This window comes from Streptomyces niveiscabiei, from assembly GCF_033794345.1.
Lineage (GTDB): Bacteria > Actinomycetota > Actinomycetes > Streptomycetales > Streptomycetaceae > Streptomyces > Streptomyces niveiscabiei.
The window spans coordinates 74,449-88,700 of sequence record NZ_JARAYJ010000011.1 but is presented as its reverse complement, the minus strand read 5'-3'; the positions used below and the strand labels follow the sequence as shown (position 1 = coordinate 88,700).

The following is a 14,252-nucleotide window of genomic DNA, read 5'->3' as shown; positions in this document are numbered from 1 at the left end:
GGAAGGCGCCTGCCGGAAGACCGGCCATCGGCCGCCGCCTCGACCACCAGCCGACCCGGCGCAGGCGACTCGCCGGGCGGTCGGCCTCCGGCGACCGACTCCCGGAGGCCGACTCCCGGAGGCCGACTCCCGGCAGGCGCCTGCCAGACGGCCGGCCATCGGCCACAGCCGTCCCCCAGCAGGCGACTCGCCGAGCGGCCGGCCTCCGACGACCGACTCCCGGAGGCCGACTCCCGGAGGCCGACTCCCGGCAGGCGCCTGCCAGACGGCCGGCCATCGGCCACAGCCGTCCCCCAGTGGACGACTCGCCGGGCGGCCGGCCTCCGGCGGTCGGCTCATGGGCGATCACCCTTTGGCGACCGCCTCGCGGACCGCCGGCACGATCTCCTCGGCCCAGCGGGCGAGGCCGGTCTGTCCCGAGGGGTCGCCGGAGGCGTAGTAGACGAACCCGGAGGCGCCGTGTTCGAGGACGGCTTCGGTCAGCTCGGTGATCCACTGGTCGACGGAGCCCCCGAGCCACCGGCCGGACGCGTCGCGCGGCGTGGTGACGGGGGTGTCGGTGATCCGGGCCGGCAGGTTGAAGACGGTCACGACGTCGGCGGGATCGCGCCCGGCGGCCCGGGCGGCCTCGTCGACGATCGGCCGCGACGTCCGGTACCGCTCGCTGTGCCAGTCCGCCGCGTTCCCGGGAATCCACCCGTCGGCCGAACGCCCGGTCACGGCAAGGGACTTGGGCCCCACGGACCCCGTCCAGACCAGCGGCGCGGGAACCGGCGCGGGATCGAGCCCGACGACCCGGCTGAACTCGCCGTCCAGGCTGACGGGTCGCACCCCACCGCCGGACAACTCCCGCACCAGCCGGACCGCTTCCTCCAGCGCGCGCACCGCGGCGGCCGGCTCAAGACGTACCGCCCCGAAGCGCTCGATGTCGTCCCAGTAGCCCCCCGCGCCGATCCCGAGCACGACCCGCCCCCCGGAGAGCGCGGACAGCGTCGACAGGGTGCGGGCCAGCAACGGCACGGGCCGTGTCGGCAGGTTGGTGACGGTCGTGACGCCGGTGATGTTCCGGGTCCGCCCGAGCAGCAGCCCGAGCGCCCCGTACGCCTCCAGCCGGTCCCCGTAGTACGGGTGGTCGGAGAGCGCGAAGAAGTCGAGCCCCGCCCGGTCGGCGTACTCGACCCGCTGGACGACACCCGCCGCGTCGGCGACGGCGACCCCGGGTCCGACCCCGAACCACAGCTTGCGTGCGAGCCGTTCTGTCATGAGCTTCTTTCCTCGGTACGGAACATCGGGACGGCGTACGGGAGTTGGAGACCCGGCGCCCGCTGGAAAAGATCAGGCCCGGACGGCCTCGACGACGCTGCAATGGCCGCCCGGCACGATCCGCGTCAGCTTCAGCCCCGCGCCGGCGAGCAGTGCCGCGAACTCGGCGGCGGTGCGCTGCTGTCCCCCGGCGACGACGAGCATGTCGAGGTCCATCAGCGAGACGGTCGGCGAGGGGCGCGGCCGGTCCGGCAGCACCGCCTCGACGAGCAGCACATGGCCGCCCTCGGCCAGGGCCTCCCGCGCGTTGACCAGGATCCGCCGGGACTGCTCGTCGTCCCAGTCGTGCAGGATGTTGGAGAAGATCACGGCATCGGCGCCACCCGGTACGGACTCGAAGAAGTCCCCGGCGACCAGCTCGGCCCGCTCCGCGACCCCGGCGTCCCGCAGCGGCTGCCCGGCGGAGGCGATGACCTCGGGACGGTCGTAGAGAATCCCCCGGGCGCCCGGCGCCGAGGCGAGGACGGCGGCGAGCAGCGCGCCCCGCCCGCCCCCCGCGTCCACGACCGTCCCGAACCGCCCGAAGTCGTACGCGGCGACGACGGGCGCGATGATCTGCCGGGACGCCTCGGTCATGGCCCGGTCGAAGACGCCGAGCACGTCGGGGTGGTCGTGCAGGTGGTCCCAGACGGATTTCCCGAGCACCTCGGGGAACGCGGTGTGCCCGGTGCGGACGGCGTCCGCGAGCCCGGCCCAGGCGTACCGCTCGGCGGGCAGGCCGGTCCAGATCGCGAAGTTGCGCAGGCTGGCCGGGCTGTCGGCGCGCAGGGTGTCGCCCAGCGGCGTCAGCTCGAAGACCTTGTCGTCGTGTTCGGTGAACAGGCCGATGTCGGCGCCGGCCCGCAGCAGCCGGTAGAGGCTGGGCGCGTGGGTGTCGGTCGCGGCGGCGATCTCGGCGACCGTGCGGGGTCCGCCGGCGAGCGTGTCGGCGACGCCGAGTTCGGCGGTCGCGCTGACCGCCTGGGCGAGCCAGCCGGCCGTGATGATCTGCAACACCTGTACGGGCAGGGGGAGTTCGCTAGTGCCAGGGGGCATGACGGGGTTCCTCACTGGGCGGCGGGAGTGGCCGGTGGGGTCCGACCGGGACACACCGACAGGCCCGGATCAAGTCTGTTGGGGCCGGTCGGGCCGTACAAGACGCGCCGATGTCAGGTCTTTGCGCGGTACGTCAGATCTCTGTCAACTCGCGAGGTCAGTGGCCCGGCGCCCGGCCCGCGTGCCACACGAGGTCGAACACGAACCGCTGGATCCGCCAGCCGTCGGCGGTCCGGACGGCACCGGCCTCGTAGTGGCCGCCGATGGTGAAGTGCTCGGCGGGGGCGGCGGCCTCGCGGACGTGGACGGCGGTGAGGTGCGCGTGGATCGTGGCGCGGTCGCCGTCGAGGTCGATGGTGTAGTTGGTGGCGGTGTGGTGGGTGCGTTCGAAGGTGGTGCGGGCGAGTTCCTGGAACTCGGTGAGGCCGGCGGTCCCCTTGTACTCGCCCATGGGGAAGGTGAGGTGGACGTCGTCGGTGAAGACCTCGCCGAACCAGTCGTCGCGGTGGCGGTCGCGGTCGAGGTGGGTGACGTAGCGGTCGGCGAGGGCGGTGAGTTCGGCGCGGTCGGAGGTGCTGCTCATGCCGGTGCTGCCTTTCGGTCGGAGGGCGCCCCGAACCAGCGGTGCAGGGCGGCGCCGAGCCCTTCGGTGTCCGGCGCGTCCGAGGCCCAGGCGGCGTGCCCGTCGGGGCGGATCAGCAGGGCGTGCAGGCCGCGCAGGTCGTCGTCGGGGCCGTCGGCGGGCTTCGGGGTGGCGGTGGTGACGGTGACCCGGTCGTGCCAGGGTGCGGCTGCCGCCCGCAGTTCGGGGTCGTCGGCGAGGTCGAGGAGGACGCCGCGCGCCGGGTGCAGGAGTTCGGCGACCGTGGTCTCCCCGGCCGGTCCGGTCAGGACGCGGGGTGCGACGCGGCGGCCCGCGAGGGGGTGGCCGTCACCGAGGTCGTAGTGCACGTCGAGCCCGCTGACGGCCCCGGCCAGGTGCCGTTTCACGTCGTCGTGCTCGATGAGTTCGGCGAACAGCGCGCGCAGCGGGTCGGACTCCCTCCCGCCGAGGAACACCGTGCCCTGCGCACGGGTGTTGAGCAGCAGCCGGGCCCCGGCCGGGTGGCGTTCGGCGTGGTAGGTGTCGAGGAGATGCGCGCGGCCGGTTACCTCGGCAGCGAGCTTCCAGCCCAGGTTGAAGGCGTCGAGGATGCCGGTGCTCATGCCCTGGCCGCCGGCCGGGAGGTGGATGTGCGCGGCGTCCCCGGCGACCAGGACCCGGCCCTCGCGGTAGGTGGCCGCCTGCCGGGTGGCGTCGGTGAAGGAGCTGACCCACTCGGTGTCGGCGTCGGAGATGTCCTCGCCGGTGAGCCGCAGCCAGGCGTCCGCGACCTCGGTGAACGTCACGGGCGCCGCGTCCTCGCGGGGTGGTGCCCCGTCGGGGCACACGATGATCCGGTCCACGGTGTCGGTGAGGGGTGCCGCCATCACCATGCCGTGGTCGAGCCGTTCCCCGAGCGGCCGGGGCCGCAGCGAACGGCCCACCACGTCCGCCAGGTACATCACGCGGGACGCCGGCGTGCCGGGGAACCCGATCCCGGCGGCCTCCCGCACCGCGCTGTGCCCGCCGTCGGCGCCGACGAGGTAGGCGGCGCGCACCTGGCGCGGCCCTGAGGGAGTCCGTACCGCGACCGACACGGACGATTCGTCGGCCGAGAATCCCGTGAACTCCCACCCCCGATGGATGACAGCCCCGAGTTCCCCCGCCCACGCCTCCAGCACCGCCTCGGTGCGCGACTGCGGTATCCCCCGCGCCCCGAAGTGCGCGCCCGGCAGCACGGTGTAGTCGAACCGCACCCCGCCGAAGTGCCCCACCGGACTGACTTCCAGCGGCCCGAACCTCGGCAGCAGCCCCCGCTGGTCGAACGCCTCCATGGCGCGCGCGGTGAACCCCAGCCCCCGCGACTGCCCGGTGGGTCGGGCCAGCCGCTCGACGACCGTCACCCGCGCCCCGCCCAGCCGCAGTTCCCCGGCGAGCATCAGCCCGGTCGGCCCCGCGCCGACGACGATGACGTCCGTGTCGCTCATGCCGACGCGTCCTTCACGGACCGAGCGGACCGCGAGTGCGTCACCCGGTACGTGTTGGCCTGCCGCCCGGTGACGAGGGAACGCGCCCGCTCCCGCCCCGTACGGATGTCGGCGGGCCGCTGCTCCTCGGGCAGCGTGTGGAACGCGTCGTAGGCCTCTTTCCCGTCCCACTGGGCGTAGTTGACGATGAACGTGCCGTCCACGCCGCGGAAGTAGGTGTGCGAGCGGTAGCCGGGGACCGTCGTGATCCACTCGTCGGGCTTGGCGAGGGTGGCCAGGAGGTCTTTCTGGTCCTCGGGCCGGGTGTCGAGGACGATGACCACGGTGTAGTCGTCGCGTTCCGGAGAGATCTCGATGCCGTCGTCGAGCGCGGGGTGGTGCTGGGTGAAGGCGAGTTCCGTCTTCAACAGGCGTACGGTGCGGGCGAGTTTATGGAAGAGCGGCACTGTCTTCTGCTGGAACTTCTGGCCTTCGTAGCGGGCCTGGAGGTCGGCGGCGCTGCGCCACTGGATGTAGTTGACGGTTCCCGGTTCGTCCACGCCGGAGTGGAGCGTGGAGGAGATCCAGCCGGGGTAGTCGGCGTGGTCGATGATGTCGCGCATCGCGTCGAGGACGTCGTCCTGGAGGGGTCGGGTGTCCGTCTCGAAGAGGTTGAAGACGGTCAGATAGCCGTCGTCGGGTCGGATCAGGGGCATGGTCAGGGTTCCTTTCGGGCGGGTCCGAACCAGCGGTCGTACACCTCGGGCGGCGGCGCCTGGTCCGGGTCCTGCCACACGACGTGGCCGTCGGGCCGCAGCAGGGTCCAGGTCTCGGCGTGCGCGTGGGGGAGGTCGCGGTCCGGAGGGGCGCCGGGTCCGAGGAGCAGTCCCCGGCCGGGGTGCGTCAGATGCGGGAGGTGTACGCCGGTGTCCAGGCCGCCGACCGTCGCGGCGAGCCGGGCGCGGACCGGTTCGTGGGCGAGCAGTTCGGTGAGCAGCGCGCGGACCGGGTCGACCTCGGGCCCGCCGAACAGCAGCGTCGCCTGCGCCTCGATCGTGGCCAGGGTGCGCGCGCCGGCCGGGTGGCGTTCGGCGTGGTAGGTGTCGAGGACGTGGGCGCGGCCGGTGACCTCGGCGGCGAGTTTCCAGCCCAGGTCGAAGGCGTCGGCGAGGCCGAGGTTGAGTGCCTGGCCGCCGATGGGCGGCTGCCGGTGCGCGGCGTCCCCGGCGAACAGGACGCGGCCGTGCCGGTAGTGGGTGAGCTGGCGGGTGGTGTCGTCGAAGGCGTTCACCCACAAGGGGGTTCCGCCGCTGATGTCCTCGCCGGTGACCCGCTTCCAGGCGCGCACGATCTCGTCGTAGGCGGGAGCGCCGGTCCGTACGGGGACGGGTGCGCCGTGCTCGTGGACCATCACCCGGGTCACCCCGTCCGCGCGGCGCGCGGCGACGGCCAGCCCGTCCGGGAGGCGTTCGAAGCGCCGGTCGGGTACGTCGATGCCGTCGACGTCGGCCCGCAGCAGTTCGCGGCGCGCGTCGTGGCCGGGGAAGTCGGCGCCGATCAGGCCGCGTACGGTGCTGTCCTGGCCGTCGCAGGCGACGAGGTAGGCGGCGCGCAGGACGCCGTTGACGGCCTCGGCCTCGACGTACTCCCCCGTGTCGGTGACCGCACGCACCTCGTGGCCGCGCCGGACGTCGGCGCCCAGCCCCTGCGCCCACCGGCCCAGGAGGCGTTCGGTGTCGTACAGCGGGATCTTCCACAGGCCGGGCCTTGTGCCGGGGAGCGTCAGGTCGAGGGGGATGCCGGCGAAGTGGCCGCGCGGGTCGCTCGCCGGGGTGTCGGCGCCGTCCCACAGGCCCCGGCTGTCGAAGATCTCCATGGTGCGGGCGTGCAGGGTGGAGGCGCGGGACTCGGTGGTGGGGGCCGCCAGGCGTTCCAGGACGACGACTCGTGCTCCGCCGAGGCGCAGTTCCCCGGCGAGCAGCAGGCCGACGGGGCCCGCGCCGACGACGATGACGTCCGTGTCGGGTGCGGTCATGACCGTTTCTCGGCGTACGCCTTGGCGTGGCCGAGGGTGGCGAGGCTGTTGGTGGACAGGGCGGTGTGGACGTAGGCGCGCGCGTCGTCGACGCTTGCCTCGGCGCCGAGGACGGCGGCGATGTTCGTGGTGTCGAGGGTGACGGTGTGCTGGGAGGAGGCGACGGTGCCGTCCGACGTCTCCTCGAAGGTCCACACCCCGGTGTGCAGGGTGAGCAGTGCGGGCAGGGTGACCTGCTTGTAGGCGATGCGGTGGTGGGGGAAGGTCACGCGGTACGACTTGGTGGTGTGCGTGGAGCCGTCCTTGGCGCGGGTGTCCATCTCCAGGGTCTGGAGGCCGGGGGTGTCCTCGGTGAGGCGTACGGACGCGACGTGCGGGAGGCGCTGCGCCCACAGTCCGGCCTCGTCGATGAACGCGTAGAGGTCCTTGGCGCGGCCGGTGGCGGTGACGCTGTCGGTGAAGGAGAAGGTGAGGTCGGCGGCGGCGTGCGCGGCCTCGACGTTGGTGCGCAGGGCGGCGAGTTCGGAGCGGCTGTTGCGGTCGACGGCCTCGTCGATCCAGGCGAGCCCGGCCGGGTCGTCGTCGAGGGCGCGGTAGTCGTGGGTGAGGCGGACCCGTGCGTGCTCGGCGTCGAGGGGTTCGATGATCCAGGCGCCGCCCATCGCGGCGACCGGCGGTGCGCTGACCTCCTGGCGGAACGTGATCCGCAGTGCGTGCGGATCCAGGGTGCGGCGGGAGGTCCAGTTCTTCGCCTCGCCGTTCGCCGTGGCCCAGATCCGGATACGTTCCTCGCCGCCGCCGTGCTCGACCTGGTCGACGTGGATCGTGGGCGGGAAGATCCGGGGCCAGTTCTCCACCTCGGCGATGAGCCGGTAGACGGCCTCGGCGGGCGCTGCGACGGTGATCTCGTGCTCGACCTCACGGGTCGTCATGGTCGTGACTCCTCGGGGTGGGTGGGTCAGAAGTTGCCGAGTCCGCCGCAGACGTTGAGGGCCTGGGCCGTGATCGAGGCGGCCGTGTCGGAGGCGAGGTAGCCGACCAGACCCGCGACCTCCTCGGGGGTGGAGTAGCGGCCGAGGGGGATCTTCGCCTGGAACTTCTCCAGGATCGCGTCCTCGGTGGTGTCGTAGGCGGCGGCGTACCCCTGGCGGACCCGCTGGGCCATCGGCGTCTCGACGTAGCCGGGGCACACGGCGTTGACGGTGATCCCGGTCGGCGCCAGTTCGTTGCCGAGGGCCTTGGTGAAGCCGACGACACCGTGCTTGGACGCCGAGTACGGCGCTCCCAGGACCACGCCCTGCTTGCCCGCCGTGGAGGCGATGTTGATGATGCGGCCCCGGTCCTTGTGGCGCAGCCCGCCGGCCGTGAGGACCTCGCGGGTCAGCCGGAAGACGCTGGTCAGGTTGGTCTCGATGACGTCCTCCCACAGTTCGTCGGGGAGGTCGGCGGTGACGCCGCCACCGGAGCGGCCCGCGTTGTTGACGAGGACGTCGATCGTGCCGAACCGCTCGACGGCGGCGCGCACGAAGTGCCGTACGGCTTCGGGGTCGCGGACGTCGACGGTCGTGCCGTCCACGTCGAGGCCCTCGGCGAGGAGTTCCTTGACGGTGGTCTCGACGTGGCCGGCGTCGCGGGCGCCGATGAACACGCGGTGTCCCTGTCCGGCGAGGAGCCGGGCCACGGCGAGGCCGATGCCGCTGGTGGCGCCGGTGACGAGGGCTACGCGGCCGGTCATCGGGTCCTCCCGGGCGAGACGGTCAGCAGGTCGTTGACGACGCCGATGAGGGCACGCGGGGTCAGCGTGTCGGTGAGGACGTCGTCGTCGAGGGTGATGCCGTACGCGCGCTCGATCCGGCCGCCGGTCTCCAGGAGGGCCAGCGACTCGTAGCCCAGCGCGGTGAAGTCGGTGTCGAGGACGTCGCCGTCGAGGTCCACGCCTTCTTCGGCGCCGGCGGCTTCGAGGAGGATGCGTTTGAGGTCGGTGAGGGTGAACTTGTCGGCGGACAAGGGGAGTTCCTTTCGGGTGGGGGGACTTTCGGTGGGGCTTTCTCCGGGGGTGGTGTTCAGGGCTTGCGCAGGACGACGGCCGAGTTGAAGCCGCCGTGCCCACGGGCCAGGACCAGCGCCGTCCGCAGCTCGGCGCTGCGCGGCCCGTCGGTCACGAGGTCGATCGCGTAGTCGGGTGCGGGCCGGACGTTGACGGCGGCCGGGATCACCCCGTCGCGCAGGGCGAGCAGCGCGGTGGCGAGGTCGAGGGGCGCGGCGCCGGAGTAGAGGCGGCCGGTCATCGTCTTGGGGGCGCTGACCGGGACGCCGTACGGGCCGAAGACGGCGGTGAGCGCGTCGGCCTCGGCGCGGTCGAGGTCGGGGGTGCCGGCCGCGTCGGCGAACACGACGTCGACGTCGGACGCCTGCAACTGCGCGTCGGCGAGGGCGAGTTCAACGGCCCGGCGCAGTCCGGGCGGGCGTCCGCCGCCGGGGCGGGGGTCGAAGGTGGCGCCGTAGCCGGCGATCTCGCCGTAGGAGTGCGCGCCGCGGTCGCGGGCCGCCTCGGCGTCCTCCAGGATCAGGATCGCGCCGCCCTCTCCGGGGACGTGGCCCCGGGCGTCGGGGTCGAAGGGGAGGTACGCGCGGCCGGGGTCCTCGCTGGTGCTGAGCCGGCCGCCGGCGAGCTGCGCGACCCACCCCCACGGGCACAGGGAGGCGTCGACTCCGCCGGAGACGACGAGCCGGGTCCCCTTGCGGATCTGCCGGCGGGCCTGGGCGACGGCGTCGAGGCCGCCGGCCTGGTCGCTGACGACGACCCCGCTGGGGCCCTTCATGCCGTTGCGGATGGAGATCTGGCCGCTGTTGACGGCGTAGAACCAGGCGAACGACTGGTACGCGGACACGTACTGGCTGCCCTGGCCCCACAGCTTGCGCAGCTCGTTCTGCCCGAACTCGAAGCCGCCGGACGCGCTCGCGGTGACCACGCCCATGTCGAAGGAGTCCAGGTCCCCGGGGTGGATGCCCGCGTCGGCCAGCGCCCAGTCGGCGGCGGCGAGGGCGAGGCGGGTCATCCGGTCGGTCTGCGGGACGAGGCGTCCCGGGAGGTGGTCCTCGGCGGTGAACCCGCTGATCTCCCCGGCGAGCCGGGCCGGATAGCCGGTCGGGTCGAAGCGGGTGAGGCGGCCGATGCCACTGCGCCCGGCGCGGGTGGCGTCCCAGTGCTCACGCGCCCCGAGGCCCGTCGGGGAGGCGACGCCCAGGCCGGTCACCACGACGGTGCCGCTCACGCCGCCTTCCTCTCCGGGTCCGCGAGGACCATCGCGCTCTGGAACCCGCCGAACCCGCTGCCGACGGTGAGGACGACGTCGGTGAGCTGGTCGCGGGCGTCGATCGGCACGTAGTCGAGGTCGCACTCGGGGTCGGGGGTGTGGAGGTTGGCGGTCGGCGGGACGGTGTCGTACTCCATCGCGAGGACGGACGCGGCGATCTCGATCGAGCCGATCGCGCCCAGGGAGTGGCCCACCATCGACTTGATGGAGCTGACCGGGGTGCGGTAGGCGTGGGCGCCGAGGCTGCGTTTGAACGCGGCGGTCTCGTGGCGGTCGTTCTGCTTGGTGCCGGAGCCGTGCGCGTTGATGTAGTCGATGGCCTCGCCGGGCAGGCGCGCCTCGTCGAGGGCGACCCGGATGGCCTCGGCCATCTCCAGGCCGTCCGGGCGCAGGCCCGTCATGTGGTAGGCGTTCGAGCGGGTCGCGTATCCGGCGATCTCCGCGTAGATGTGGGCGCCGCGCCTGCGGGCACTGCCGAGTTCCTCCAGGACGAAGACGGCGGCGCCCTCGCCGAGGACGAACCCGTTGCGGGTGCCGTCGAAGGGGCGCGAGGCGTGCGCCGGGTCGTCGTGGCGGGGGGTGGTGGCCTTGATGGCGTCGAAGCAGGCCATGGTGATCGGGGAGATCGGCGCGTCCGAGGAGCCGGCGACCATGACGTCGACGCTGCCCTCGCGGATCAGTTCGGCGGCGTACCCGACGGAGTCGATGCCGGAGGTGCAGCCGGTGGAGACGACGGTCGCGGGCCCTTCGGCGCCGACCGCCCACGCGACCTCGGCGGCGAAGGAGCTGGGCACCAGCTGGTCGTACAGGTGGGGTGCCGCGTAGGCGTGGTCGACGAGGTCGAGCCGGCCGCCGTCGCTGACGACGCGGTACTCCTCGTCCAGGCTCATCGTGGCGCCCACCGCGCTGCCCACGGTGACGCCGGTGCGGTACGGGTCGAGGCGGCCGAGGTCGATGCCGCTGTCGGCGACCGCGCCGCGCGCCGCGACCACGGCGAACTGGGCCGCCCGGTCCATCCGCCTGATCTCCTGCGGGGTCAGGCCGTGCTCGTACGGGTCGAAGTCGATCTCGGCGGCCACGCGGGAGCGGAAGGGGCTCGGGTCGAAGAACGTGATCCGCCGGGTCGCGGTGCGGCCCTCGCTGAGCAGGTTCCAGAAGTTCTTGGCTCCGACGCCACCGGGGGCGAGGACCTCAAGTCCGGTGACGACGACTCGGCGCGTACTCACGCGGACGCCTCCCACGCGTAGAACCGGGTCGCCTGCGCGTCCGCCGGGGAGCGCCAGGTGGCCGGGTCGTACGCCCCGATGTACGGCTTCAGGTCGTTGCTGATCCCGATGAACCGGGGGTCGGTGCGCGCCGCTTCGATCCGCTCTCCCCCGTTGTCCTCGTCGAAGTCCTGGAGGTGGAAGTACAGGCCCCGGTAATGGAACAACTGCCGGCGCCTGGTGCCCATCCGGTGAGGCATGTCCGTCGCGTCGAATCCGGCGAACAGGTCCGCCACGTTCGTACTCGCGCCGGGTTCCAGCCTGGCGACGATCAAGGTGCTGTGCATGTACCCACTCCCCGCGTCTCGTGATGCGCCTGCCTTCGGCCGCGGTGCGCGGAGCTCCTCAACTGCCCACGCCGCCGCGCGACTTCAAGCCTCCGGGGGGCGGCGTACGGGGTTCAAGACACGCCGGTTCAGGGCTTTGTCAGGGTTCTCCGGGGCGGTACGGGGGGAGGTCAGGCCGGCGCGGGAATGTGCGGGGCGTGTCAGAAGGGGGTGAGAGCCCCTACCGGGAGAGGCCGCCCGGCGGGAGGTTCTGCACCGTCCCGCGCGGCCCCACCCCCCGAGCCTCCGCCGACCGGCTGGAGGCTCGCTCGAACGCCCCTCGGGCCACGCCCCGGCACGGGTACCGGAAGGTGGTACGCGCCGCTTCATTTCTCCGCCGCGGCCTTCAGGTCACGCAGCCACGTTTCGAGCCCCGCGCCGAGCGCCGCCGTCGCGGTGGGCACGTCCGTCTCGACCTGGCTCCCGGTCCAGGTCTCCTCCGTGTGGACGCGTACGCCGTCCCCGGTCTCGGTGAAGGTCCACAGGTGCAGGCCCTCGTCGATGCGCAGGCCCTCGCCGATCGCCGGTCCGCTCCACAGGAGGCAGTGGTGGCGGTGGAGTTCGCGGACGGTGGAGGTGATCGTGAGGGTCGTGGCGGGGGTCGTCGGGGTGGCCGGTGCGGGTGTGGTCCAGCGGAAGCGGGAGCCGGCTCCGAGGGGGCCGGGGTCGAGGCGTGCGGCGGTGAGGACGGGCGGCTGCCAGGTGGGCCAGCGTCGGACGTCGGTCTGGAGCTTCCAGACCGTGGCGAGCGGCGCCTTGATCACGGTGTCGGAGCTGTAGCGGATGCGGGCGGCGGGGTCGACCCCCTGGCCGCCGCACCGGCTCGGGGTGGCGGCGTGGGCGGTCGGGGCGGCGGTGCCGGCGAGAACGGCGGCGACGGCGAGCGGGACCGCGACTGCGCGCAGTCGGCGTCGCGGGGTGGACACGCTGGTGCTGGACATGAGGTACCTCGTCGTTTCGTCGTGGTGGTGGGATCGGCCGGGCTGTTCAGGTGCCCGGTGCGGGACCGGCGAAGGGACGCCCGGGACGGCTCCGCCTGGAGACGCCCGCTACGGGTTCAGTACGACCTTCCCCGCGACGGTCCCCGACTCGGCCAGCCGCAGCGCCTCGGCGGCGCGCGTGAGCGGCAGCCGCGCCGCGACCCGAGCCGTGACCTCACCCCGCCCGTGCGCCGCGAAGACCTCCGCGAGGTCGGCCCGCAGACGCGCCCGAAACCGGCCCTTCGACAGGGCACGCCCCGCCCAGACGTTGTAGAAGTGCGCCCGCCGCCCGTTCGGCAGCGCGTTCCACACCCACACCCGCCCCAGCAGCCTGAGCACAGGCCACTGCTTGCCCCCGGTGTCGTCCCGCGTCGAGGCGCTGCCGTACGAGACGAGCGTCCCGCCGGGCGCGAGCAGCCTCCAGGAGTCGACGATCCCCGCGCCCCCGACGTGATCGAAGACGGCGTCCACCCCCTGCGGGGCGAGTTCACGGATCCGTACGGCCATGTCGGCGCCGTGGTGGTCGACGGGAACGACCCCGCGCTCGCGCAGGAAGTCGTGGTGCCGTGCGGACGCCGTACCGATCACGCGCGCCCCCGCGGCCAGGGCGAGCTGGACGAGGACCGACCCGACGCCCCCGTTCGCGCCGTACACGACGACGGTGCCGCCCCGGCGGACGCGGGCCTTGCGGTGGAGCATCTGCCAGGCGGTGATGCCGTTGACGACGAGGGTCTCGGCCTGCGCAGGGTCGATGCCGTCGGGTACGGGGACGGTGTCCGCCGCGTCGACGAGGACGTGGCTGGCCCAGCCGCCGACCTTGACGAGCGCGGCGACGCGGGTGCCGGTGAGGCCGCGGTCGACGCCCTCGCCGGTCGCCGCGACCGTCCCCACGAGGTCGTAGCCGGGGACGAAGGGGAAGGGCGGCTGGTCGTAGTACCGGCCGCGCCGCATCTGCTGCTCGGCGAAGGAGACGCCGGTCGCCTCCATCCGGATGACGACCTGTCCCGGGCCGGGGACGGGAACGGCGCCGCGCCGGATCAGGAGTCCTTCGGGTTCGACCTCGCCCGGCAGGACGACCTCGACGAGTTCTTCGGTACGCATGACCACGACCTCCACAGTTACCGGCTCTTGCTGTCGTTAGAAGTTATAACTCCCAGCATCGGAGAGTGTCAATAACTTTGGTGATAGCCTCTAACCATGGATGCGAAGACCCCCCGCGAGCGCTACCGCGCCCAGGTCCGTACGGAGATCAAGCAGCGCGCGTGGGAACAGATCGCCACGGCGGGCGCCTCCGCGCTGTCCCTCAACGCGATCGCCAAGCAGATGGGCATGAGCGGGCCCGCGCTGTACCGCTACTTCGACGGCCGCGACGAGCTGATCACCGAGCTGGTGCGCGACGCGTACCGCAGCCTCGCCGACACCTTCCGCACCGCCGCCGAGTCCGGCGCCGACCTGCCCGCGCTCGCGCACACCCTGCGCGCATGGGCCCTGCGCGACCCGCAGCGGTACTTCCTCATCTACGGCACCCCCGTCCCCGGCTACGAGGCCCCCGACGACACCACCGCGATCTCCTCCGAGATCATGGCGACCCTGCTGGACGCCGCCTCCGCCCTGCCCGCCGACGGCCCGGCGACCCCGTTCGACGCCCACCTCGCAGCGCACCGCGACTGGGCGGGCGACCACGACGCGCCGCCCGAGACCCTCCACCGGGCGCTGATGTTCTGGACCCGGCTGCACGGCGCCCTGTCCCTGGAGCTGTCCGGCCACTTCACGGGCATGGGCATCGACCCCGCGCAGCTCTACGCCGCCGAGGTGGACGCGATGGCGGGGCCCGGGGATGCTCCCGCCGCGCACGCCCCGGCCGACGGCCGAGGAGACGGCGCGTGAGGACCGTGACCACCGGCGGCTGCGGCTTCCTGGCG

15 protein-coding genes are annotated in these 14,252 nt (G+C 73.2%); 1 reads left to right on the top strand and 14 read right to left on the bottom strand.

Annotated elements, in window-relative coordinates; genetic code table 11:
* Positions 1-345: 345 nt before the first annotated feature.
* The 14 genes from PV682_RS17555 to PV682_RS17490 form a co-directional block, all read right to left on the bottom strand.
* Positions 346-1,263: an LLM class flavin-dependent oxidoreductase gene (locus tag PV682_RS17555; protein WP_319730780.1), complete on the bottom strand. Its 918-nt coding sequence runs from the start codon at positions 1,261-1,263 to the stop codon at positions 346-348.
* A 72-nt stretch (positions 1,264-1,335) separates the two neighbouring features.
* Complete coding sequence (locus tag PV682_RS17550; RefSeq protein WP_319730778.1) at positions 1,336-2,358, bottom strand: methyltransferase; 1,023 nt, start codon at positions 2,356-2,358, stop codon at positions 1,336-1,338.
* A 157-nt stretch (positions 2,359-2,515) separates the two neighbouring features.
* Complete coding sequence (locus PV682_RS17545) at positions 2,516-2,941, bottom strand: nuclear transport factor 2 family protein (RefSeq protein WP_319730776.1); 426 nt, start codon at positions 2,939-2,941, stop codon at positions 2,516-2,518.
* Positions 2,938-4,428 carry an FAD-dependent monooxygenase gene (locus tag PV682_RS17540; protein WP_319730774.1) on the bottom strand — a complete coding sequence of 497 codons (1,491 nt, stop codon included), beginning with the start codon at positions 4,426-4,428 and terminating at the stop codon, positions 2,938-2,940. The genes PV682_RS17545 and PV682_RS17540 overlap by 4 nt, the downstream gene beginning before the upstream one ends.
* Positions 4,425-5,123 carry an antibiotic biosynthesis monooxygenase family protein gene (locus tag PV682_RS17535; RefSeq protein WP_319730772.1) on the bottom strand — a complete coding sequence of 233 codons (699 nt, stop codon included), beginning with the start codon at positions 5,121-5,123 and terminating at the stop codon, positions 4,425-4,427. Before PV682_RS17535 ends, PV682_RS17540 begins: the two co-directional genes overlap by 4 nt.
* Before the next feature lie 2 nt (positions 5,124-5,125).
* Complete coding sequence (locus PV682_RS17530; protein ID WP_319730770.1) at positions 5,126-6,442, bottom strand: FAD-dependent monooxygenase; 1,317 nt, start codon at positions 6,440-6,442, stop codon at positions 5,126-5,128.
* Positions 6,439-7,374, bottom strand: coding sequence for an aromatase/cyclase (locus PV682_RS17525; RefSeq protein ID WP_319730768.1), 936 nt, complete (start codon positions 7,372-7,374; stop codon positions 6,439-6,441). Before PV682_RS17525 ends, PV682_RS17530 begins: the two co-directional genes overlap by 4 nt.
* Before the next feature lie 26 nt (positions 7,375-7,400).
* Positions 7,401-8,177 carry a 3-oxoacyl-ACP reductase FabG gene (fabG, locus tag PV682_RS17520; protein ID WP_319730766.1) on the bottom strand — a complete coding sequence of 259 codons (777 nt, stop codon included), beginning with the start codon at positions 8,175-8,177 and terminating at the stop codon, positions 7,401-7,403.
* Positions 8,174-8,449 (bottom strand): acyl carrier protein, encoded by a 276-nt coding sequence (locus PV682_RS17515; RefSeq protein WP_319730764.1) that lies wholly within the window; start codon positions 8,447-8,449, stop codon positions 8,174-8,176. The genes fabG and PV682_RS17515 overlap by 4 nt, the downstream gene beginning before the upstream one ends.
* A 56-nt stretch (positions 8,450-8,505) precedes the next feature.
* Positions 8,506-9,717: a ketosynthase chain-length factor gene (locus PV682_RS17510; RefSeq protein ID WP_319730762.1), complete on the bottom strand. Its 1,212-nt coding sequence runs from the start codon at positions 9,715-9,717 to the stop codon at positions 8,506-8,508.
* Positions 9,714-10,985, bottom strand: a complete 1,272-nt coding sequence (locus PV682_RS17505; RefSeq protein ID WP_319730760.1) for a beta-ketoacyl-[acyl-carrier-protein] synthase family protein — start codon at positions 10,983-10,985, stop codon at positions 9,714-9,716. The genes PV682_RS17510 and PV682_RS17505 overlap by 4 nt, the downstream gene beginning before the upstream one ends.
* The gene (locus PV682_RS17500) at positions 10,982-11,311 is read right to left on the bottom strand and encodes a TcmI family type II polyketide cyclase (protein WP_055720946.1); all 330 of its coding nucleotides are present in this window, start codon (positions 11,309-11,311) and stop codon (positions 10,982-10,984) included. Before PV682_RS17500 ends, PV682_RS17505 begins: the two co-directional genes overlap by 4 nt.
* A 365-nt stretch (positions 11,312-11,676) precedes the next feature.
* A complete protein-coding gene (locus PV682_RS17495; RefSeq protein WP_319730755.1) occupies positions 11,677-12,291 on the bottom strand; it encodes an SRPBCC family protein in 615 nt (204 codons plus the stop codon).
* Positions 12,292-12,399: 108 nt separating this feature from the next.
* Positions 12,400-13,431, bottom strand: a complete 1,032-nt coding sequence (locus tag PV682_RS17490) for a medium chain dehydrogenase/reductase family protein (RefSeq protein WP_319730754.1) — start codon at positions 13,429-13,431, stop codon at positions 12,400-12,402.
* 96 nt (positions 13,432-13,527) lie between these two features.
* On the opposite strand from PV682_RS17490, the gene PV682_RS17485 reads away from it, so the two are divergent.
* Positions 13,528-14,217: a TetR/AcrR family transcriptional regulator gene (locus PV682_RS17485; RefSeq protein ID WP_319730752.1), complete on the top strand. Its 690-nt coding sequence runs from the start codon at positions 13,528-13,530 to the stop codon at positions 14,215-14,217.
* Positions 14,218-14,252 lie beyond the last annotated feature (35 nt).